This is a genomic window from Candidatus Tisiphia endosymbiont of Mystacides longicornis (assembly GCF_964031095.1).
Taxonomy (GTDB): domain Bacteria; phylum Pseudomonadota; class Alphaproteobacteria; order Rickettsiales; family Rickettsiaceae; genus Tisiphia.
On the sequence record NZ_OZ035004.1, the window covers coordinates 1,115,021 to 1,136,627 of the forward strand.

Sequence of the window (21,607 nt, forward strand, 5' to 3'; positions counted from 1 at the left end):
TTACTTTATACTCGATAATCAAGTTTTTTACAGATTTGAATAAAATATAAGACAATGGTTGTCACCCTGCATAAGCAGGGGTTTAGATTCCACAACTGTTGAAAGTTAGAAGGTAAAGCGGGTTTTAGATAGGTTTTCTGTCATTGCGAGACCACGTAGTGGTCGTGGCAATCCATCTTTGGTTACTTTTATGGATTGCTTCGTCGACCTACGGTCTTTCTCGCAATGACGTTGACCACATACGACTTTTAAACTATCCGGTCTAAAACCGCTTCCTCTTCTAACTTTCAACAGTTGTGGGTTAGATTCCGCACCGAAGCGGGAATGTGGTGCACTCGATTGGATTTGAACCAACGACCTCTGCCTTCGGAGGGCAACGCTCTATCCAGCTGAGCTACGAATGCTTAATTTATTGCTATATACATTTATCATTAGCTGCATTATATTATAAAAGCTTGGGAAGTGCTACCGAATTTTAAATTTTTAAATACTAGGAGGCTACTTACGATAACTAATTATTTAATGGAGAATTGATAGTTTTGATAGTGATAGCATGTAATTTATTATTATCCAATATTTCTGCTAAAGCTTTTTTTACCATCTTGTGCTGATTAATGAGACTGATTCCCCAAAAAGCATCATCTTGTATTTCTAAGGAATAATGATCCTGATCCCCAGCTAGATCAATGATTTTTATTTTGGCATTTGGAAAACTATAACGTATAATCTTTTCAAGTTCTGTAATAGATATTGCCATTTTTTTAAACTTTTTATGCAGAATATAGCAAAAATTTATAGCCTGCAATAATTAATTCTTTACAAAAAAGCCATCATCTTAGATTCGAAAAAAACAAAAGGATAATTATGATAAAAAATATTGAACTATTAAAAGAGTTTGTCGTTAAATGTTTAGAAGAAAAAAAAGCAGAAGATATAGTTGTAATAGATATAAAGCAAAAAACTACCTTAGCTGAATATATTATTCTTGCAAGCGGACGTTCAACTAAAAATGTCGGAGCAATTGCTGAATATTTAGCTTTAGAGCTAAAGAATCAAGCTAATATCAGTACTAATATAGAAGGGCTTGGAAAATCTGAATGGGTGTTAATAGACGTTGGAGATATATTAGTGAATATTTTTTACCCAGAAACTAGAGAGCATTTTAAGTTAGAAGAGATGTGGGGAAAAAAATAAATTAAAAATATTAGATTTTTTACTGAAAACTACTTAGTGTAGTTAAAAAATAATGTATAGTCAATCCAGGAGAATTTGGGCTAGGAACGATGGGGCAGTGTCTATAAGTAATAGGCAAGCATTGAATGATGATGTCACCAACTTCTCATCAATTGACTATATATAAATAACTTCTAAAGAAAAGGTGTAAATGGAAGAACATATTCTTATCAATATTATAATTTTATTAGGAACTGGTGTATTTGTTGTAGCAATACTGAAACGTCTTAATCTCAGTCCTGTTTTGGGATATTTAATTGCCGGAGCGGTAATTGGTGATAATGGATTTAGGATTGTAACCTATGATCAGACAAAATTATTAGGAGAATTAGGAGTAGTTTTTTTGCTTTTTGCTATAGGTTTGGAATTATCTTTTGAAAGATTAAAGGTAATGAGGAGGTATGTATTCGGTCTTGGCTCACTGCAAGTATTAACAACTGCTATAATAATTGCTGCTGCTGTTGCTCTAATTAGCGGTAATAGTGGTGCTGCAATTATTATTGGGGGTGGTCTTGCTTTATCCTCGACGGCACTTGTTATGCAAGTTATTGAAGAAAGCCGTAGCCAAGCGACTCAACTCGGGCGTATATCCCTAGCTATTTTGTTATTACAAGATCTAGCAGTTGTACCACTGCTAGTTATTGTACCGCTATTTGCTAGCGATAGTAAAGTTTCTTTAGTATCAGCTCTAGGGATAGCTTTGCTTAAGGCTATTATAGCTCTATTTGCTATATTTGTTGCAGGTAGGGTATTGCTAAGACCTTTGTTTGGGTTCATTTCATCAGAAAATGGTGATATAAACGAGCTGCCAATTTCCATGACTTTATTGGTAGTTTTGTCAGCTGCTTGGGCAACAGAATATTTTGGTCTATCACTTGCTTTAGGAGCTTTTGTTGCGGGGGTTTTGGTTGCAGAAACAGATTTTCGATTGCAAGCGGAAGAAAGTATATATCCTTTCAAAAGCTTATTGTTAGGACTATTCTTTATGAGCGTTGGTATGAATATCGACGCACAAGAAATATATGCTCAAATATCAACTATCCTAACTTGCACTGTTGCCTTGATCATGGTAAAAACATTAATTATTACCGCCTTTTGTATCTTATTTGGTTTTAATCGGGGAGTGGCATTGCACGCCGGTTTATTATTGTCACAAGGCGGAGAGTTTGCTTTTATCTTATTTGGCCTTGGTAAAGAAACTGGGGTTATTGAAGAGAGTACTGCCAATGTGCTTTTATTAGTGGTGACATGTACCATGGCATTGACTCCATTACTAGCAATTTTAGGTAGAAAACTTGCTGAAAAACTTGATAAGCAGCTTGGGAAAACTCCAATACAAATTATAGAACTTGGGGCAAGAGATTTAACAAATCATATAATAATTGCTGGTTTTGGTAGCGTTGGTAAGATGGTAGCATCAGTGCTAGAAGCTGAAGGAATCAATTATATAGCATTAGATGTTAATGACGAAATTGTCAAAGAAGAAACAGCTAATGGATTTCCAGTTTTTAGGGGAGATGTATCACAAATTGATACGTTAAAAGCCGTCGGAGCAGAAAGGATTTTAGCTCTAGCGCTTACAATGAATAATAAGGTTACTATCAAAAAATCTCTTCGAACAATCTCAAGTAATTTTCCAGATCTTGAGGTTATTGTAAGATTAAAAAATTTACAAAATGCTAGAGAATTTTATGATGCTGGAGCAACCACAATCATCCCAGAAAATTATGAGACTGGGTTACAGCTTGGTGGAACTATTCTAAAATTTATTGGTTTGAGTGAATATGAAATAAATCGTATCAAAGGGCAATTTAGGTCAGGTAATTATGTAACAGCTAAGCGAGATGATGCATTGCATGAATTAGAAGAAAGTGATTCAGAGAAATACTAGGTGTGTTACTCATGGCGATCAAATTATTGCTACTATTACAACAAAAACTATATATGGGGCTATATATTTGGATTGGGCTTATTTTAGCCACTATACCTTTGCTAACAAATGCCGATGATCAAAGGTTACCTATACCTAGATTTGCCTCGATAAAGGCTAATGAGGTAAATGCTAGAGTTGGTCCTACGATAAGAGCCCCTATAGAATGGGTATTTATTAAAAAAGGGGAACCTGTAGAAATTATTGCAGAATATGAACAATGGAGGCAAATTCAGGACATAAAAGGAGAAGGTGGCTGGGTGCATTCCAGCGTATTATCCGGTAAAAGATCGGTGATTGTGGTAAGCCCAGAGTTGGTAGCACTTACTAAAGTGCCTGATGATCAAAATAAAATTATTGTAAAAGTAAGTAATCAAGTCCGTTGCTTACTTAATAAATGCAAAAAAGATCATTGCCAAGTGCGTTGTAAAAATTATACTGGGTGGCTACCTAAAAAAATATTGTGGGGAGTCTATAAGGATGAATATTAATAAAACTTTAATTTTCTAAAATATGACACAAGAAGCAATTAAAATACCTGAAATACAGGAAAAGAATTATAGTTTTAGTGAATTTGTGAATAAATTGCCTTGTCAAAAACAAGAACATAATATCTTAAAAAATAGTTTTGATTTAAATAATCAAGCAATTCTATTTGAAGGTGATTGTATGAAATTATTAAAACAGATTTCAGATAACAGTATAAATTTAATAATAACATCACCGCCATATAACATAGGTAAGGAATACGAAAAAAAATTAGATATTAATAAATATTATAATTGGCAAAAAGAAGTCATCAATGAGTGTTATAGAGCATAGTACCCTACAATTTTTTATTTATTTCCTTATGATGAATAAAAAAGCTGACTGCTAAGCGTCATTGCGAGGAGCTACTTTAGTAGCGACGAAGCAATGACGTATAAATCTATAACTTGTCATTGCGAGCGAACATATGTGAGCGTGGCAATCCATATATCATTTCCGTGCTTTCTTGTCACCCCTGCTTAACTAAGTGTCATACCTGCGAAGGCAGGTATCTAGATTCCCGCCTTCGCGGGAATGACAAAAATTGACTATAAACGGAGTAAAGATAAGATTAATTCTCTAAAGTTTTTTGATAATTAATCTCTTCTTGATCTAACCTAGCGGCAAGTTTACGCATCCTATTCATGTAAAAGCCTGTTCCTGCCGGCACTAATCTACCAACTATGACATTTTCTTTCAGTCCACGTAACTTATCAACTCTTCCAGCTATAGCCGATTCCGTTAAAACTCTCGTTGTTTCTTGGAAAGAAGCCGCTGAAATAAACGATCTAGTTTGCAGCGATGCCTTAGTAATACCTTGCAGAATTACCTGAGCTTCCGCCGGTCTTAAACCATTCTTAATAGCTTTTTCATTAATTTCAGCAAATTCGCGATGATCTATCTTCTCATCAACCATCAATGTCGTATCACCAGAATTGGTTATCTCTACTTTTTGTAGCATCTGACGGATTATTACCTCGATATGTTTATCGTCAATTTTTACACCCTGTAAACGATATACTGCTTGAATTTCTCCAACCATATAACTTGTAAGAGCTTCCACTCCCATTACTTTTAAAATATCCTGTAGTACTGGATTACCATCAATTAACATATCGCCTTTTTTAACAAAATCACCCTCATTAACCACAACATGCTTGCCTTTTGGTACCATATACTCAATTGGCATACCACCTTCACTTGGCTGAATAATAATACGTCTTTTTGACTTATAGTCTTTACCAAATTCAACTCTACCATCTATTTCTGCAATAACGGCATGATCTTTTGGACGTCTAGCTTCAACAAGTTCGCCCACCCTTGGAAGACCACCAGTAATATCTTTGGTTTTAGTTGATTCCCTTGGAATACGTGACAAGATATCTCCTACTGATACTTTAGCCCCATCTTCAACACTTAAAATAGCATTTACTGGTATATAGTATCTAGCCTCTAAACCATTGGATAACATAATGGTTTCTCCATTCTCATCAACTAATTGGATACGAGGACGTAACTCTGCTCCACGTAAATATTGTTTTGATTCAACTATAACTTTGCTAGAAATACCAGTTGCTTCATCAGTAATATCACGAATTGATACCCCTTCTACCATATCTTTGAATACAACTTTACCAGATTTCTCGGTAATAATTGGAATAGTATATGGATCCCACTCTACTAATTTTTGTGCCTTTTTTACATTATCTGAATCATCAGCTATCAATCTTGCCCCATACGGTACTTTATGCCTTGCTTTCTCATTATTGTTACTATCCAATAATAATAACTCACATGAACGACCCATTACAATCCTACGACCTTCAGAATCAATAACCACATTACGCCCTAGAATCTTCACTTTTGCATCATGAGAAGCTTCTATTGATGATACTTCAGCACCTTTTGTCGCAGCTCCTCCAATATGGAAAGTTCTCATGGTTAGCTGAGTACCTGGCTCACCAATTGACTGGGCGGCAATCACTCCAATTGCTTCTCCTACTGAAACTAATGAACCAGTAGCTAGATCTCTACCATAGCATTTTACACATATTCCGTCAGGAATCTCACATGTTAAAACAGATCGTACTAGCACTGAATCTAGACCAGAAGATTCGATTTCTTCTAATTTTGCTTCGTTAATTAATTCCCCAGCTGATAGTAATAGCATATTAGTCACTGGGTGATAGACGTTAATTGCCACTGTTCTACCTAAAATCTGCTCTGCCAGTGATACAATAACTTCACCACCATCAATAATACTTCTAACTTCTATACCTTTTGTAGTGTGACAATCTTCATCGGTAATTATACAATCTTGAGCAACATCAACTAATCTACGAGTTAAATACCCAGAGTTAGCTGTTTTCAATGCTGTATCCGCCAGACCTTTACGTGCCCCATGTGTAGAATTAAAATACTCAAGAACCGTAAGACCTTCACGGAAATTAGAAATAATAGGAGTTTCAATAATCTCGCCTGATGGTTTAGCCATCAAACCACGCATACCGGCTAACTGCTTAATCTGTGCTGCTGATCCTCTTGCTCCTGAAGTAGCCATCATATATATAGCATTTACTTTTTGATGATTAGGTTTATCATTAACCGGCATCGTAGCAATTTCTTTCATCATGTCATTTGCTACTTTATCAGTACATCTCGACCAAGAATCAATTACTTTATTGTATTTCTCACCATAGGTAATCAGACCATCAGAATATTGTTGTTCAAACTCTTTGACCTCAGTCAATGTTGCATTAATATGAGTATCTTTTGATTTTGGTACAACCATATCGTCCATACCAAAAGAAATACCTGAGGAACAAGCATATTTAAATCCAAGTTTCATTAGCTGATCAGCAAAAATCACCGTAGACTTTTGACCACAATGGCGATATACCAAATCAATTACCCCCGATATATCCTTTTTAGTCATGGCTTTATTGACAAACTTAAACCCAACATTATAATTACGAGGTAATAAATCTCCAATAATTAATCTACCAAGGGTAGTATCGACCATAGTTGCTACAACTTCCCCTGCAGCATTAAGCATATCGCGACGAAATTTTATCTTCGAGTGAATAGTTATTACCTTATTATACAAAGCATGCTCAACCTCTGACATTTTGGCAAATACCATTCCTTCACCAGGCTCATTATCAAAAGCCATAGTTAAATAATAAAGACCCAGTACTATATCCTTATCAGGTACGATAATCGGACGACCATTTGCTGGACTCAATATGTTGTTTGTTGACATCATAAGCACCCTGGCTTCAAGCTGTGCTTCGATTGAAAGAGGGATATGCACTGCCATCTGGTCACCATCAAAGTCAGCATTGAACGCAGCACAAACTAAAGGATGTAGCTGAATAGCTTTCCCTTCTATCAGTAAAGGTTCAAAAGCCTGGATACCTAAACGGTGCAAAGTTGGTGCTCTATTAAGCAATACCGGGTGTTCACGTATAACGTCTTCTAAAATATCCCATACTTCTGGTTTTTCAGCTTCAACCATTTTTTTAGCAGCTTTTATAGTGGTAGCAATTCCATGTAATTCAAGCTTTGAATAAATAAATGGTTTGAATAATTCCAAAGCCATGGTCTTTGGCAACCCACATTGATGCAGCTTAAGCTCTGGTCCAACAACGATAACGGAACGACCAGAATAATCTACCCTTTTACCCAGCAAATTCTGACGAAGCCGACCTTGTTTACCTTTTAACATGTCACTAAGCGACTTAAATGGACGCTTATTAGTATTTTTTACTACCTTACCACGACGACCATTATCGAATAATGCATCGACTGATTCTTGTAACATCCTTTTTTCATTTCGGATGATAATATCCGGTGCCTTTAGTTCTAGTAGTCTTTTTAATCTATTATTTCTATTAATAACTCTTCTATAAAGTTCGTTAAGATCAGAAGTGGCAAATCTGCCTCCATCAAGCATAACTAATGGTCTAATCTCAGGTGGAATAATTGGCAGAACGGTCATAATCATCCATTCTGGCTTATTTTCGGATTCCAGAAAATCTTCCACTAACTTAAGTCTTTTGACAATCTTCTTCTTTTTAATTTCTGAAGAGGTACTTGATAAATCCTCTTGTAATTTCTTCTTTAATTCAGGTAAATCAAGTTCTGAAAGCATTTGGCGAACTACTTCCGCCCCAATAGAAGCGGTAAAATTATCTCCTCCATACTCATCTTGTGCCTTTTGCAGACTATCTTCTGATAAAAGCTCTCCTTTGTGTAGATCAGATAACCCAGGATCAACAACTACATAACTTTCAAAATACAGAACTTTTTCCAAATCCTTCATGGTCATATCTAGCAAGGTACTAATCCTTGATGGTAGAGATTTCAAGAACCATATATGAGCAACTGGTGCTGCTAGTTCAATATGCCCCATTCTTTCTCGACGAACTCTAGATGTAGTAACTTCAACACCGCATTTCTCACAAGTAATGCCACGATATTTCATACGCTTATATTTACCACAAAGACATTCATAGTCTTTTACTGGTCCAAAAATCCTAGCACAGAATAATCCCTCTTTTTCTGGCTTGAACGTACGATAATTTATCGTCTCAGGTTTCATCACTTCACCAAAAGACCATGAACGCACTTGGTCAGGACTAGCAATATTGATTCTTATTTGATCAAATTGCTGAGTACTGCTTAATTGCCCATAAAAATTTGTCATTCCTGTTGTCATAAAGATTTTTCCTTAAAAAATTTTATCAGCTCTAGTTTAGCCTGAATTCGATATAACAAGTTATTGCAAATTCGGTTATATCTATAAATATAGCAGATTTTTATACTACACTAATAGCCATTCTCATTATTTTTGCAAAATTGCTTAATAATAAATAAAAAATCTGCTCGCCAAAGGTCATTGCGAGGAGGTGTAAGCCTCCGAAGCAATCCATTTTAATCGTTTTTTGGATTGCTTCGTCGCCACTAAAGTGGCTCCTCGCAATGACGCTGAGGCTAAATACTAATCTGGTTTATAACGTTGCAAATTCAAGTTAATTCACTATATTATTAATCTGTTGTAGTATCTTCAAGCTTGACATTCAAACATAAGGATCTAAACTCTTTGATCATTACGTTAAATGACTCAGGGATACCAGATTCAAAATTATTATCACCTCGAACAATCGATTCATAAATTTTAATTCTACCAACCACATCGTCCGATTTTACAGTTAACATTTCTTGTAACGTATAAGCAGCACCATAAGCTTGCAAGCCCCAACATTCCATCTCCCCAAATCTCTGACCACCAAAATGCGATTTACCACCTAATGGTTGTTGAGTTACCAAACTATAAGGACCGATAGAACGAGCATGAATTTTATCATCAGCTAAATGGTGCAGTTTTAGGAAATATTTATAGCCAACTGTAACAGTACGATCAAAATACTCTCCTGTTCTACCATCAATTAACTTAATTTGACCAGATGGATCTTGATCTGCCATAGCTAGCATTTCTTTTACGTTCTCAACCTTTGCCCCATCAAAAACCGGAGTTGAAAAATATACCCCCTTATCGATATTATGACAAAATGCCATAATATCTTCATTGGACATTTGCTTTATATCTTTTGTCGTTGAATTCTCGCCATATACCTTCGATACAAAAGATTTAAACTCTTCTATATCAAGATTATTGTTATGAACTTGCTTCAACATAGAAGATATTTTTTTACCAAGATTTACTGCCGCCCAACCAAGATGAGTCTCTAAAATCTGTCCTATATTCATCCGTGAAGGTAAACCAAGTGGGTTAAGAACTATATCAACTACTGTACCATCTTCTAAAAATGGCATATCTTCTTCTGGCATAATACGAGAGATAACACCTTTATTTCCGTGTCTTCCCGCCATTTTATCTCCAGGTTGCAGTTTATGTTTAGTCGCAATAAATACTTTTACAACTTTAAGAGCCCCTTGTGGTAAATCATCGCCACTTTGTAGTTTTTCTACTTTGTTACTAAAACACTTATTGAGTCTATCTTTCTTTTCATCATAATGACGTTTAATTTGCTCAATTTCATTCATTACATCAGCATCTTCAACAATTAGCTGCCAAAATTGTCCCTTTGATAATGATCCAAGGGTTTGCTCGCTAATTAATTGACCAGGTTTTACCGATTTAGGACCACTAACAACTATTTGTCCTGTTAGAATCTTCTCTAAACGCATAAAAACAAAATGCTCTATGACTCGAAGTTCATCATCTCTGTCTTTTGATAATTTTTCAATTTGTTGTTTTTCAATAGCTATAGCACGCTCATCTTTTTCTACTCCTCTACGAGAAAATACTCGTACCTCTACCACTGTACCAGTGATTCCAGAAGGAACGCGTAAAGAAGAGTCCCGAACATCCGAAGCCTTTTCTCCAAAAATAGCTCGAAGTAATTTTTCTTCCGGAGTCATAGGTGACTCACTTTTAGGAGTAACCTTACCCACCAAAATATCACCTGGTTTTACTTCTGCCCCAACATATACTATACCTACTTCGTCAAGATGACGTAAACTTTCATCACTAACATTTGGGATATCACGAGTGATTTCCTCAGGCCCAAGTCTAGTATCTCTAGCAATTATTTCAAATTCTTCAATATGAATTGAAGTGTAAACATCATCTTTTACAATACGTTCTGATATTAAAATTGAATCTTCAAAATTATAACCACTCCATGGTAAGAAAGCCACCAGAACATTTCTACCAAGAGCTATCTCCCCATTATCGGTGCTTGGTCCATCAGCAATTACTTCACCTTTTGCGACATAATCACCAACATTAATTAATGGTTTCTGATTAATACAAGTATTATGGTTAGATCTTTGAAATTTCAATAAATTATAAATGTCTACACCAGGTGAGCCATCTGTTTTCTGCTCCTTAGTCCTTACTACTATTCTAGTCGATTCAACTTGCTCTACTATTCCATCATGTAAGGCAACAACTGAAACTCCAGAATCTTGGGCAACAATTCCTTCAATACCAGTACCAACTAAAGGAGCATCACTTCTAATAAGTGGTACAGCCTGACGTTGCATATTTGATCCCATCAAAGCTCTATTAGCATCATCATTTTCTAAAAATGGAATAAGTGATGCAGCAACAGAAACAACCTGCATCGGAGTAACGTCAATATAATCTATTTCTGCCGGGGTAACCATAACAAAATTACCACCATCAATCCGACAGTTAATTAACTCTTCCTGTAATAAACCTTTTTTATCGATAACTGCATTAGCTTGAGCAATTTTATATTTTCCTTCTTCAATTGCTGACAAGTAAACAACTTCATCTGTTACACGACCATCTACAACTTTTCGATAAGGAGTTTCAATGAAACCATGTTTATTAACCCTAGCATAAGTAGCCATGGAATTAATCAAACCGATATTCTGTCCTTCTGGTGTTTCGATTGGGCAAATACGTCCATAATGGGTAGGGTGAACGTCCCTCACTTCAAATCCAGCTCTCTCCCTACTAATTCCACCAGGTCCTAAAGCTGATAATCTTCTCTTATGAGTTATTTCTGATAATGGATTAGTTTGATCCATAAACTGGGAAAGTTGTGATGTACTAAAAAATTCTTTTACTACAGAAACTAAAACTTTTGAATTTACTAAATCATGAGGCATAACCGCATCAAGATCAACCACAGACATTCTTTCAAGTACTGATTTTTCCATACGAACCAGACCAATCCGAAATTGATTCTCAATTAATTCACCAACTGACCTAACTCTTCTATTACCAAGATGATCAATATCATCTATCGAACCTTTGCCATCTTTTAGATCTACTAAAACTTTAAGAATATGTTTAATATCTTCAATAGTTAAAATAGCTGTAGATTCTGGTATGTTAAGTTCCAATCTTGAATTCATTTTAATACGACCAACTTCCGAGAGATCATATCTTTCAGGCTCAAAAAATAAATTATTAAATAATATCTTAGCCGCTTCAATATTAGCCGGTTCTCCTGGTCGTAATACCCTGAATATGTCGATCAATGCTGATTCATAATTTTGGTTTTTATCAGCAAATAAGGTATTTCTTATGTAAGGACCTGATTGGGTATTGATAGCAAGTACGTCGACAGACGAAATTCCAAGAGTCATAATAGAATTTAGCATATCTATTGTGATCATTTCAGCAATGGTAGCTAGTACCTCACCATTATCTGGATTAACAAGATCATGTGCTAAATATTTCCCTACCAAATACTCACCTTCTACCAAAATATTTTTCACTCCATCTTGAGCAAACTTCTTAGCCAAACGAGGAGTGATCTTTTGCCCAGATGCCAGTATGATATTACCAGTATCTGCATCTACTAAATCAGTAACTAGCCTATGAGCATTTACAGATTCTGGTATAAACTTCGTTGCCCAGCATCCATCCTTGGTAAAACAGGTTACCGTATCATAGTAGAATTTTATAATTTCATTAGTAGACATTCCAATAGCTCTAAGCAGAGTAGTAACATAAAGCTTTCTTTTCCTATCTATTCTAAAGTACATAACATCTTTAGCATCAAACTCAAAATCTAACCATGATCCTCTATATGGTATAACCCTAGCAGAATACAAAAACTTCCCTGAAGAGTGAACTTTACCCTCATCATGGTAGAAAAACACACCAGGTGACCTATGCATCTGTGATACTACTACCCTTTCTGTACCATTAATAATAAAGGTACCATTTTTGGTCATCAGGGGAATATCCCCCATATAAACTTCTTGTTCTTTAATACCTTTAATTTCTCTTGCTCCAGTATCTTCGTCAATATCCCAAATACTTAATCTCAATGTAACTTTAAGGGGAGCAGCATAACTAAGACCTCTTTGTGTACACTCCTCAACATCATATTTAGGATTATCAAATTCATATTTAGCAAATTCTAAATAGGCAATATTAGAGGGATCATGAATCGGGAAAATTGAACTTAATACTGATTGTAATCCTTTGTTTTCTCGCTCAAAGTCTTTAACTCCAAATTGTAAAAAACCTTTTTCATAAGAATTTTTCTGAACCTCAATCAAATTTGGTATAGATGCTACCAAATTTATGTGACCAAAATTCTTTCTTATGCGTTTACCAATTGATAAGGACTGCGTTGTCATATAATCTCCCGATTAATTTCTATATCTTAACGCGAGTTGCCAATATATGTAATTGGTAACTCGGCTGTAATCTTGAAAAAAATAGACTTGTTGCTGTGAACAAAGTTTCTGTCATAACTTTTTGTCATATTTTTGATAAAAATTGTAACTTTCAATAATTTTTGTTTTGAAACCAAACAAAAAGCCACTTAAAGAACTCAATTTAGAAGTAATGTATGTTCGAATTATTTGGAGAATTGGCATATAAAACAAAAAAGAAATCTGACATATGCATATTCAGAACAAAAGCCCATGCACAGTTTATAGTTTTACGAAACCAATTCTCTAATTATTCAAGCTTTAAATTATTCAAGCATAATCTCAAATTATTTTTATTTTTGCTAAATAGTATGAATAAATTCTTTAAATTAATAGGCTCTGTGAAGCTAAAATGCATAAATCTGTTGCAAATCTTCAGCTGATTTAGAATTTTGAATAAACAAACGCCAAATTCTCCCATGACAAAAAATATCCGCCCTAGGAGTTTAATAGCTTTTTGTTTATATTTTTGTATAAAATGCAATAGTTTTTGCAGGCACGAAAGTATATTTAGCACCACAACTCTTAAGCAAAATAGAATATCACACAACAAGTTTATTCCCATTATCAACAATACAAACCTAGATTCAGTACTAAAAACGCTAAATATATCAATGTATACTCCAATAATTTAAAGAATTAGAATATACATATAGTCAATTAACCTGAATTAGTGTCGAATAAGCACCCATCGTACTGTCTATTAGCGAGAAGGGGTAAGCCTCCGAAACAATCCATTTTAATAGTTTTTTTGGATTGCTTCGACCACTAAAAGTGGCTCCTCGTAATGACGTTATCTGTCATTGCGAGACCACATAGTGGTCGTGGCAATCCATTTTGGTTAATTTTATAGATTGCTTTGTCGTGCGATTTCCACACTCCTCGCAATGACGCTTAGGCTAAATACTAATCGGATTTATAACGTTACCAATTCAAGTTATTCACTATAGTCAATTGATGAGAAGTTGGGGACGTTGTCGCTCAATGCTCGCCTATTACTTATAGGCGTCGCTCCATTGTTCCTAGCCCCAAATGCTCCTGAATCGACCATAATTCTCATAAAATAACTGATATTATGAAAATTATTTTAATTCAACTTTTGCTCCAACTGCTTCTAATTTTTCTTTAAAGCTTTCAGCTTCTTCTTTATTTACACCAGATTTAATAGTTTTTGGGGCAGCATCAACTAATTCTTTAGCTTCTTTCAAACCAAGACCAGTAAGCTCTCTAGTGACCTTAATTACGTCTATTTTTTTATCACCACTACTAACCAAAACAACTTCAAAGGCTGTCTTTTCAGCTACTGCTTCTGATGCAGCAGGAGCTGCAGCTACTGCTACAGGAGCGGCGGCTGTTACACCCCATTTTTCTTCTAGCATTTTTGAAAGCTCTGCTGCTTGAATTACTGTAAGAGTTGATAATTGATCTACGATTTTTACTAGGTCTGTCATAATTTTCTTCCTTTTAAAACTTTTTTATTAAATTAACTTTTATTTGCATAAGCTTGCAAAACTCTAGCAAGTCCAGATGCAGGAGCTTGTATAACGCCAGCAATTTTAGTTGCAGGAGCTTGTAGAAGCCCAATAATTTTGCCTCTGAGTGCGTCTAATGAAGGCAATTTTGCCAATTGTTGTACAGAGCTTGCATCTAATACTTGGTTATTTACTAAACCACCAACTATTTTCAAACATTCATTAGTTTTTGCAAATTCTACGATAAGTTTTGCAGCTTCAACAAGGTCTTCAGAATATGCTAGTGCTGTGGGACCAGCAAACAAATGTGCAACATTATCAACACCAGCCTTATTGGCTGCTATTTTTGACAAAGTATTTTTAACTACTTTGAATCCCACATTTTTTGCTTTAAGAGTCCTACGTAGCGTAGTCACTTGACTAACAGTAAGCCCATGATAATGAGTAACTATCACGGAGTTTGACCGCTGATACACTCCTTCAAGTTCTGCGACAAACTCATGTTTCTCTGATCTTAACACCTTAACTCTCCTTGTCGTTACGATATAGTTGCTAAATCTATTTTTACTGATGGACCCATAGTAGAAGATAGATATATTGCTTTTAAATAATTTCCTTTAGCACCAGAAGGCTTTGCTTTAACTACAGCAGATATCAAGGTTGATGCATTATTTACTAAATCTTGTTTAGTAAATGATAATTTACCAACTCCAGCATGAATAATACCAGCCTTTTCAACCCTATACTCTACTTGACCACTTTTGGCATTTTTAATTGCCGTTACGATATCTGTAGTTACCGTGCCAAGTTTTGGATTAGGCATTAAGCCCTTTGGCCCAAGAATTCTTGCCACCGAACCTATTGCTGACATCATATTTGGTGTTGCAATACAAACGTCAAAATTAATTTTCCCAGCCTTAATATCATCGATAATCTCTGTAGAACCAGCCATATCTGCTCCAGCGGCTTTAGCTTCTTCTATCTGTTCATCCTTACAAATCACTGCAACTCTACTAACTTTACCGGTACCAGCTGGCAATGCCACAACACCACGCACCATTTGATCCGAATGTTTAGGATCTACCCCTAATTTCATTACCACTTCCAAAGTAGAATCAAATTTAGTATAGGATGCCGACTGCAAAGCTTCTATTCCTTCTGCTAAAGTACGGTTGCTAGCCAACTCTATATTCTTTCTCGTTGCCCGTATTTTTTTACCACCAGTTAACTTTCTATTATTCACAACATCCTTTTTATCAACTATCATATATTAATCTCCTACTACTTCAAGCCCCATAGATTCAGCAGTACCACGAATAATTTTAGCGGCAGCTATTAAATTATCAGCATTAAGATCCACCATCTTAATTTTGGCAATTTCCATACAATCTGACATGGTAACCTTACCAACAAATGCCTCTTTTTTAGTAGCACTAGAACCTTTAGGAATTTTAGCAAATTGTTTTAAATAATACGATGCTGGGGAAGTCTTAGTTACAAAAGTAAAACTATTATCTTCATAAGCAGTAATTAGCACTGGAATAGGCATACCTGGTTCAAAGCCTTGAGTAGCAGCATTAAATGCCTTACAAAATTCCATAATATTAAGCTTCCTTTGACCAAGGGTAGAACCAATAGGCGGAGCTGGATTAGCTTTACCTGCTGGCACCGTTAACTTAATATAAGATTTTATTTTTTTTGCCATTATAATCCTATTTTTATTCATTTAACACTAATTGGTAATTATCTAATAATAATTTACTAATTAGTCTATTAGACCTCTTGCAAAACTCTACTTCTGCTGGTAATTTGTACGTCAATGCGGTACTCGAGTCCTCACGTACATTAGAGTACGCTGCGATTCTGCGTTCCGAGTTTCCTCCAAATTCCTCAGCATAAGCGAGTTTTGCAAGAGGTCTTTGTTTACCTTACACATGGCACTTAAAAGCCATAAGGAAAATAACTTAACATCATTGCGAGGAACTACTTTAGTAGCTCCTTGCAATAACATCATAAGTCATTGCGAGACCACGTAATGGTCGAAGCAATCCATTTCTAATCATTTTCCTAGATTGCTTCGTCGGCTTCACGCAATGACCATTAATCACCACAAAACAAGCTAACTATTTTTCCTAACTTGCGTAAAATTTAATTCTATAGGAGTTGCTTTACCAAAAATAGATATAGACACACGCAATTTATTTTTGTCATAATCAATTTCTTCTATAACTCCTGTGAAAGTCTCAAATGGACCGTCAGTAACAATTATCGCTTCACCAATTTCATATAATTTTGAAACCCTAGCATCTTTAGTTTCAGATTCAAGCTTGCTAAAAATATTTTGTACTTCTTTTTCACTAAGAGCTTGTGGTATACTTTTACTACCCAAAAATCCTGTAACTTTAGTGACACTTTTTACCAAATGCCAAGTATCATCGGTCATTTTCATTTTAATCAAAATATAACCAGGCATAAATTTCTTTTCAGTCTTAACGTTCTTACCACGCTTAACTTCAGGTACTTCAATAACCGGAACCACGATATCTTCAAAAAATTCCGACATACCTTGCTTGGCAATTTGATCAAGAATCAGTTGCTTTACACGCTTTTCTGAGCCTGATAATGTATGAATAACGTACCACTGCACCACAATTTTCCCTAAACCTATTCTTTCTACTTCCCAATATTAAGTAAAATCTGCATTATACTATGTATACCGTAATCTAATACTAAACAAATTATACTAAAAATAAATACAGCTACCACTACTATAATAGTTGAAGTTATCAATTCCTTCTTACCGAGCCAAACAATTTTATAAACTTCTTGCTTTACTTGCTCATAAAATTTATAAACTCTATTTTCCTTTAACATATTATACAAACTCATTTATTGGCAGGAGCGACAGGAATCGAACCCGCAACCTTCGGTTTTGGAGACCGATGCTCTACCAATTGAGCTACACTCCTATCACATTCTTATTAAAAAATCAAACTATTTCTTAATAAATTACAATCACAATTTAAAAATTGCAAAAACAGTCAACGTCATTGCAAGACCACGTAAGTAGGTCGAAGCAACCCATTTTGGTTACTTTTGTGGATTGCTTCGTTGACCTTACGGTCTCCTCGCAATGACATTTGAGGCTTACAACATACCCCAAGCGTCATTGCGAGACCACGTAAGTAGGTCGAAGCAATCCATTTTTAACTATTTCCCTACAATCTTTAAACTACCATAAATTATAATATCACATCATATATGATCCACTAATACTTTATGTGAAAAATATTTTTATTTTTTACCTTTAATAGTCTCAGCTACCTGTAACGGCACTTGCTCATAATGAGAAAAAACCATACTATATTGAGACCTACCTTGTGATAAAGACCGCAAAGTACTAACATAACCAAACATTTCAGCTAGAGGTACATTGGCAATTATCGCCTGTGCATTACCCCTTGGATCCATGCTTTGCATTTGTCCTCTACGGCTATTTAGGTCGCCAATAATATCACCCATATATTCATTTGGAGTAATCACTTCCACTTTCATAATTGGCTCAAGTAACTTTGGATTACCTTTTGGCATTCCTTCCCTAAAAGCAGCCTTAGTAGCTATCTCAAACGCTAATACACTTGAATCCACATCGTGGAATGCTCCATCTATCAAAGTTGCTTTGAAATCAATCATTGGATAACCAGCAACTACCCCTGTATCCTTAATATTATTTAGACCCTTTTCAACACCAGGAATAAATTCTTTTGGTATAGCTCCACCAACGATTTTGCTTTCAAAAAGAAAGCCTTCTCCAGCTTCTTGAGGCTCAAATATTATTTTAACCCGGGCAAATTGTCCAGCTCCACCAGATTGTTTTTTATGTGTGTAATCAATCTCACATTTGCTAGTAATTGTCTCACGATAAGCTACTTGTGGAGCTCCAACATTAACCTCAACCTTAAACTCACGCTTCATACGATCAACCATGATCTCTAAATGCAGCTCTCCCATACCTTTAATAACAGTCTGACCGCTTTCTTGATCAGTTGACACTCTAAAAGATGGATCTTCAGCAGCTAACCTAGATAATGCCATTCCCATTTTTTCTTGATCGGCAGTTGATTTTGGTTCTACAGCTAGTTCAATAACCGGTTCAGGAAATTCCATTCTCTCCAAAACAACCTGCTTATCCATGCCACATAAAGTATCACCAGTAGTGGTATTCTTCAGACCAGCCAAGGCAACAATATCTCCTGCCAAAGCTTCCTTAACATCCTCCCTTTCATTAGCATGCATCAGCAACATTCTACCTACTCGTTCCTTTTGATTCTTTACCGTGTTAATCACAGTAACACCAGAACTAATCTTACCAGAATAAATCCTGACAAACGTAAGAGAGCCAACAAATGGATCAGTCATTACTTTAAATGCTAAAGCAGCAAGAGGTTCAGACGCTGAAATTTTAAAATCTTTTTCTTCTCCAGAATCAACCTCTATTCCTCTAACGGTTCCAATATCAACCGGTGAAGGTAAATAATCAACCACTGCATCTAACAAGGGTTGTACACCTTTATTTTTAAAAGCACTACCACATAATACTGGGAAAAAGGCTCTATTAATTGTTCCTTTTCTTATTGCTGATTTAATTTCTTCTTCAGTAAATTCTTCGGCTGACAAATATTTTTCCATTAAATTATCATCAATTTCAGCAACCATCTCAACAAGCAAAGTACGATATTCTTCAACTTTTTCTAGCATATCACTAGGAATATCTTCGTATGAATATTCAGCACCAAGAGATTCATCTTTCCAGATTATTGCCTTCATCTTAATTAGGTCAATAACTCCTTTAAAATTTTCTTCAATACCAACTGGCAACTGAATGACCAAAGGTTTTGCCCCAAGGCGATCTTTAATCATTTCCACGCATTGATAAAAATTAGCACCCATTCTGTCCATCTTATTGACAAAACACATTCTAGGCACTTCATATTTATCAGCCTGTCTCCATACTATTTCTGATTGTGGCTCAACACCGGCCACCCCATCAAATACCGCTACCGCCCCATCAAGAACCCTCAGAGATCTTTCTACTTCGATAGTAAAATCTACGTGACCTGGTGTATCGATAATGTTAATTCTTTTATTTTGCCAATAACAGGTAGTAGCAGCAGAAGTAATGGTAATACCACGCTCTTGCTCTTGTTCCATCCAATCCATGGTAGCACCACCTTCATGGACTTCACCAATCTTATGTGATTTACCAGTATAGAAAAGAATACGCTCGGTTGTAGTAGTTTTACCAGCATCAATATGAGCACAAATCCCGATATTACGGGTGTTAGCAAGAGAAAATTCAGTAGTTGACATATAGCTTATTACCTTGGTTGCGATTTTTTAGGACTAAAATGAGCAAAAGCCTTATTAGCTTCAGCCATTTTATGAGTATCCTCTCTCTTTTTAATAGCAACGCCTCTACTATTTGACGCTTCAAATAGTTCCTCAGCTAATTTATCAATCATCATCTTCTCAGAACGTTTATTTGCTGCATTAATAATCCAACGCGATGCAAGTGCATATCCCCTTTTCTCATCAACAGGAGACGGGACTTGATAGTTTGCCCCTCCTACCCTTACTGACGTAACCTCAAGATATGGCTTAACATTATTCATCGCATTATTGAAAGTTTCATAAGGGTCTACCTTATGCTTTTTCTCTATCTTATTAAAAGCAGAATATACTATCTTTTCAGCTAAAGCTTTTTTTCCTTCTCTCATAATATTATTAATGAACCTAGCAAGCAAAGGGCTATTATACTTCATATCAGGCAAGACAACCCTTCTCTCTGCGGCATGACGACGTGACATCTTATCTCTCTATTTCAAATTATTTTTTTACAGCTTGCTGCTTCGCTGACGTACCATAACGTGAGCGTCCTTGTTTACGATTTTTTACACCCTGAGTATCATAAGCACCACGTACTATATGGTACTTAACACCCGGAAGATCAGGAACCCTTCCGCCTCTAACCAATACTGTTGAGTGTTCTTGTAAATTATGACCTTCACCAGGTATATAAGCATTGACATACTGCCCATTACTTAAGCGAACACGTGCCATCTTACGAAGAGCAGAGTTAGGCTTCTTAGGAGTAACAGTTTTCACTATTACACAAACACCTTTCAAAAATGGATTGGATTCTAAAGCCGGGGATTTTGTTCTACGAACCTTCGACTTTCTTCCAAAACGGACTAATTGATTATTTGTTGGCATCCAATACTCCAAAATTATTTCTTTTGACTCTTAGTTTATTAACTTTTAAAATGATAAGATTATATACTAAATCCTTAAAGTTATGGAAAAACTATATACTTTACCACTTTCACTATTAAGAGGCAACAGGTGGAACTATAGCTAATTTTTTCATAAAAGCAAAGTGTTTTTAATAAACTTAACTATATTAGCTATTTTTATGAACTTAAAGTTGCAATTACCCCCCTTAAAGTTTGCAATTCTGCACTAGATAATTTATCTATACGAGTAAAAATATTCATAATATTTTGTGTCATGTGTAATTTCTTCTCAGGAACTTTAAAAAAATTCTTATTATTTAATTCAGTAAATAAATGTTCAAAAAAATATCCTAATTCACCTCTTGACGCTAACTCCTGTTCATTACTAACATTTACTCTCGACTGTTTACTACGAAACAACTCATAACATATGATAATTACCGACTGGGCAATGTTCAGAGAATTAAAATCTCCGGTATTAATATTAATAATCTTATGGGCATAAGTAATCTCCCTATTTTGCAAACCACAATTTTCACGACCAAACATAATACCTACTTTAAGACCTGCCGGACAATCTTGACTTAAATTCTCTGATAGAACATAATCTTTATTGATATTACGTGATGCTACAGTTGTTGCATATAAATAATCAATATCCTCGATACTGGCTTCTAAACTATCATAAATCTTAGCATCATCTATGATATCTATCGCTGATACCGCCACACTACGTGCCTGTTTGTTTGGCCAACCATCTCTAGGCGTAACAATTCTCAACTCGGAAGCATTAAAATTTTTCATTGCTCTGGCAGTGGCACCAATATTCTCCCCCATTTGAGGCTCTACTAAAATAATAATTGGCATACTCAAATCTTTTGAGCCTGGATGTTTTTGATTTCGTGACATATTCTAAT

The 21,607-nt window shown here is 35.5% G+C and carries 18 protein-coding genes, 2 tRNA genes and 1 pseudogene; 4 read left to right on the forward strand and 17 right to left on the reverse strand.

Annotation, left to right across the window (positions count from 1 at the left end):
• Positions 1–327: 327 nt before the first annotated feature.
• Positions 328–404 (reverse strand) — tRNA-Arg (locus ACQH6S_RS05725).
• Between the two features lie 107 nt (positions 405–511).
• Entirely contained in the window at positions 512–757 is a 246-nt protein-coding gene (locus tag ACQH6S_RS05730; protein WP_094648774.1) for a BolA/IbaG family iron-sulfur metabolism protein, read from the reverse strand.
• A gap of 107 nt (positions 758–864) precedes the next feature.
• Here ACQH6S_RS05730 and rsfS point away from each other — a divergent pair, with 107 nt between their 5' ends.
• From rsfS to ACQH6S_RS05750, 4 genes are all read left to right on the forward strand, one after another.
• On the forward strand, positions 865–1,194 hold the full coding sequence (gene rsfS, locus ACQH6S_RS05735) for a ribosome silencing factor (RefSeq protein WP_094648763.1): 330 nt from the start codon (positions 865–867) through the stop codon (positions 1,192–1,194).
• 190 nt (positions 1,195–1,384) lie between these two features.
• Positions 1,385–3,124 carry a cation:proton antiporter gene (locus ACQH6S_RS05740; protein WP_425364413.1) on the forward strand — a complete coding sequence of 580 codons (1,740 nt, stop codon included), beginning with the start codon at positions 1,385–1,387 and terminating at the stop codon, positions 3,122–3,124.
• Positions 3,125–3,177: 53 nt separating this feature from the next.
• Positions 3,178–3,654, forward strand: coding sequence for an SH3 domain-containing protein (locus tag ACQH6S_RS05745; protein ID WP_425360893.1), 477 nt, complete (start codon positions 3,178–3,180; stop codon positions 3,652–3,654).
• 22 nt (positions 3,655–3,676) lie between these two features.
• Positions 3,677–3,985: a DNA methyltransferase gene (locus ACQH6S_RS05750; protein ID WP_425360184.1), complete on the forward strand. Its 309-nt coding sequence runs from the start codon at positions 3,677–3,679 to the stop codon at positions 3,983–3,985.
• 277 nt (positions 3,986–4,262) lie between these two features.
• Here the strand turns inward: ACQH6S_RS05750 and rpoC are convergent, their stop codons facing one another.
• The 15 genes and pseudogenes from rpoC to ACQH6S_RS05825 form a co-directional block, all read right to left on the reverse strand.
• The gene (rpoC, locus tag ACQH6S_RS05755) at positions 4,263–8,411 is read right to left on the reverse strand and encodes a DNA-directed RNA polymerase subunit beta' (RefSeq protein ID WP_410525736.1); all 4,149 of its coding nucleotides are present in this window, start codon (positions 8,409–8,411) and stop codon (positions 4,263–4,265) included.
• 329 nt (positions 8,412–8,740) lie between these two features.
• On the reverse strand, positions 8,741–12,847 hold the full coding sequence (rpoB, locus tag ACQH6S_RS05760; protein WP_425360185.1) for a DNA-directed RNA polymerase subunit beta: 4,107 nt from the start codon (positions 12,845–12,847) through the stop codon (positions 8,741–8,743).
• Between the two features lie 1,015 nt (positions 12,848–13,862).
• The gene (locus ACQH6S_RS05765; RefSeq protein WP_133062913.1) at positions 13,863–13,985 is read right to left on the reverse strand and encodes a palindromic element RPE2 domain-containing protein; all 123 of its coding nucleotides are present in this window, start codon (positions 13,983–13,985) and stop codon (positions 13,863–13,865) included.
• 22 nt (positions 13,986–14,007) lie between these two features.
• Positions 14,008–14,376: a 50S ribosomal protein L7/L12 gene (gene rplL, locus ACQH6S_RS05770; protein ID WP_341759345.1), complete on the reverse strand. Its 369-nt coding sequence runs from the start codon at positions 14,374–14,376 to the stop codon at positions 14,008–14,010.
• 32 nt (positions 14,377–14,408) lie between these two features.
• A complete protein-coding gene (rplJ, locus tag ACQH6S_RS05775; RefSeq protein ID WP_094648758.1) occupies positions 14,409–14,918 on the reverse strand; it encodes a 50S ribosomal protein L10 in 510 nt (169 codons plus the stop codon).
• Between the two features lie 17 nt (positions 14,919–14,935).
• Complete coding sequence (gene rplA / locus ACQH6S_RS05780) at positions 14,936–15,664, reverse strand: 50S ribosomal protein L1 (RefSeq protein WP_425364414.1); 729 nt, start codon at positions 15,662–15,664, stop codon at positions 14,936–14,938.
• Between the two features lie 3 nt (positions 15,665–15,667).
• Positions 15,668–16,102, reverse strand: a complete 435-nt coding sequence (gene rplK / locus ACQH6S_RS05785; RefSeq protein ID WP_094648771.1) for a 50S ribosomal protein L11 — start codon at positions 16,100–16,102, stop codon at positions 15,668–15,670.
• Positions 16,103–16,160: 58 nt separating this feature from the next.
• Positions 16,161–16,316, reverse strand: a pseudogene (locus tag ACQH6S_RS05790) (palindromic element RPE1 domain-containing protein); the annotation flags it as partial.
• Positions 16,317–16,516: 200 nt separating this feature from the next.
• A complete protein-coding gene (gene nusG / locus ACQH6S_RS05795) occupies positions 16,517–17,065 on the reverse strand; it encodes a transcription termination/antitermination protein NusG (RefSeq protein WP_204839942.1) in 549 nt (182 codons plus the stop codon).
• Positions 17,066–17,070: 5 nt separating this feature from the next.
• Positions 17,071–17,271, reverse strand: a complete 201-nt coding sequence (gene secE, locus ACQH6S_RS05800; protein WP_094648770.1) for a preprotein translocase subunit SecE — start codon at positions 17,269–17,271, stop codon at positions 17,071–17,073.
• 19 nt (positions 17,272–17,290) lie between these two features.
• Positions 17,291–17,366 (reverse strand) — tRNA-Trp (locus tag ACQH6S_RS05805).
• 325 nt (positions 17,367–17,691) lie between these two features.
• A complete protein-coding gene (gene fusA, locus ACQH6S_RS05810) occupies positions 17,692–19,767 on the reverse strand; it encodes an elongation factor G (RefSeq protein ID WP_341748807.1) in 2,076 nt (691 codons plus the stop codon).
• Between the two features lie 8 nt (positions 19,768–19,775).
• Positions 19,776–20,264 carry a 30S ribosomal protein S7 gene (gene rpsG / locus ACQH6S_RS05815; protein ID WP_094648754.1) on the reverse strand — a complete coding sequence of 163 codons (489 nt, stop codon included), beginning with the start codon at positions 20,262–20,264 and terminating at the stop codon, positions 19,776–19,778.
• A gap of 19 nt (positions 20,265–20,283) precedes the next feature.
• Positions 20,284–20,670: a 30S ribosomal protein S12 gene (gene rpsL, locus ACQH6S_RS05820; protein ID WP_341748806.1), complete on the reverse strand. Its 387-nt coding sequence runs from the start codon at positions 20,668–20,670 to the stop codon at positions 20,284–20,286.
• Positions 20,671–20,867: 197 nt separating this feature from the next.
• Complete coding sequence (locus ACQH6S_RS05825) at positions 20,868–21,599, reverse strand: RNA methyltransferase (protein WP_425360187.1); 732 nt, start codon at positions 21,597–21,599, stop codon at positions 20,868–20,870.
• Positions 21,600–21,607: the final 8 nt, after the last annotated feature.

Bases quoted from the DNA above. Each gene is read 5' to 3' on its own strand.
- ACQH6S_RS05825 (WP_425360187.1), bottom strand. From the start codon at position 21,599: ATGTCACGAAATCAAAAACATCCAGGCTCAAAAGATTTGAGTATGCCA.
- rplL (WP_341759345.1), bottom strand. From the start codon at position 14,376: ATGACAGACCTAGTAAAAATCGTAGATCAATTATCAACTCTTACAGTA.
- rplK (WP_094648771.1), bottom strand. From the start codon at position 16,102: ATGGCAAAAAAAATAAAATCTTATATTAAGTTAACGGTGCCAGCAGGT.
- rsfS (WP_094648763.1), top strand. From the start codon at position 865: ATGATAAAAAATATTGAACTATTAAAAGAGTTTGTCGTTAAATGTTTA.
- rpsL (WP_341748806.1), bottom strand. From the start codon at position 20,670: ATGCCAACAAATAATCAATTAGTCCGTTTTGGAAGAAAGTCGAAGGTT.
- ACQH6S_RS05730 (WP_094648774.1), bottom strand. From the start codon at position 757: ATGGCAATATCTATTACAGAACTTGAAAAGATTATACGTTATAGTTTT.
- ACQH6S_RS05740 (WP_425364413.1), top strand. From the start codon at position 1,385: ATGGAAGAACATATTCTTATCAATATTATAATTTTATTAGGAACTGGT.
- ACQH6S_RS05765 (WP_133062913.1), bottom strand. From the start codon at position 13,985: ATGAGAATTATGGTCGATTCAGGAGCATTTGGGGCTAGGAACAATGGA.
- ACQH6S_RS05745 (WP_425360893.1), top strand. From the start codon at position 3,178: ATGGGGCTATATATTTGGATTGGGCTTATTTTAGCCACTATACCTTTG.
- ACQH6S_RS05750 (WP_425360184.1), top strand. From the start codon at position 3,677: ATGACACAAGAAGCAATTAAAATACCTGAAATACAGGAAAAGAATTAT.
- fusA (WP_341748807.1), bottom strand. From the start codon at position 19,767: ATGTCAACTACTGAATTTTCTCTTGCTAACACCCGTAATATCGGGATT.
- rplA (WP_425364414.1), bottom strand. From the start codon at position 15,664: ATGATAGTTGATAAAAAGGATGTTGTGAATAATAGAAAGTTAACTGGT.
- secE (WP_094648770.1), bottom strand. From the start codon at position 17,271: ATGTTAAAGGAAAATAGAGTTTATAAATTTTATGAGCAAGTAAAGCAA.
- rpoB (WP_425360185.1), bottom strand. From the start codon at position 12,847: ATGACAACGCAGTCCTTATCAATTGGTAAACGCATAAGAAAGAATTTT.
- rpoC (WP_410525736.1), bottom strand. From the start codon at position 8,411: ATGACAACAGGAATGACAAATTTTTATGGGCAATTAAGCAGTACTCAG.
- rpsG (WP_094648754.1), bottom strand. From the start codon at position 20,264: ATGTCACGTCGTCATGCCGCAGAGAGAAGGGTTGTCTTGCCTGATATG.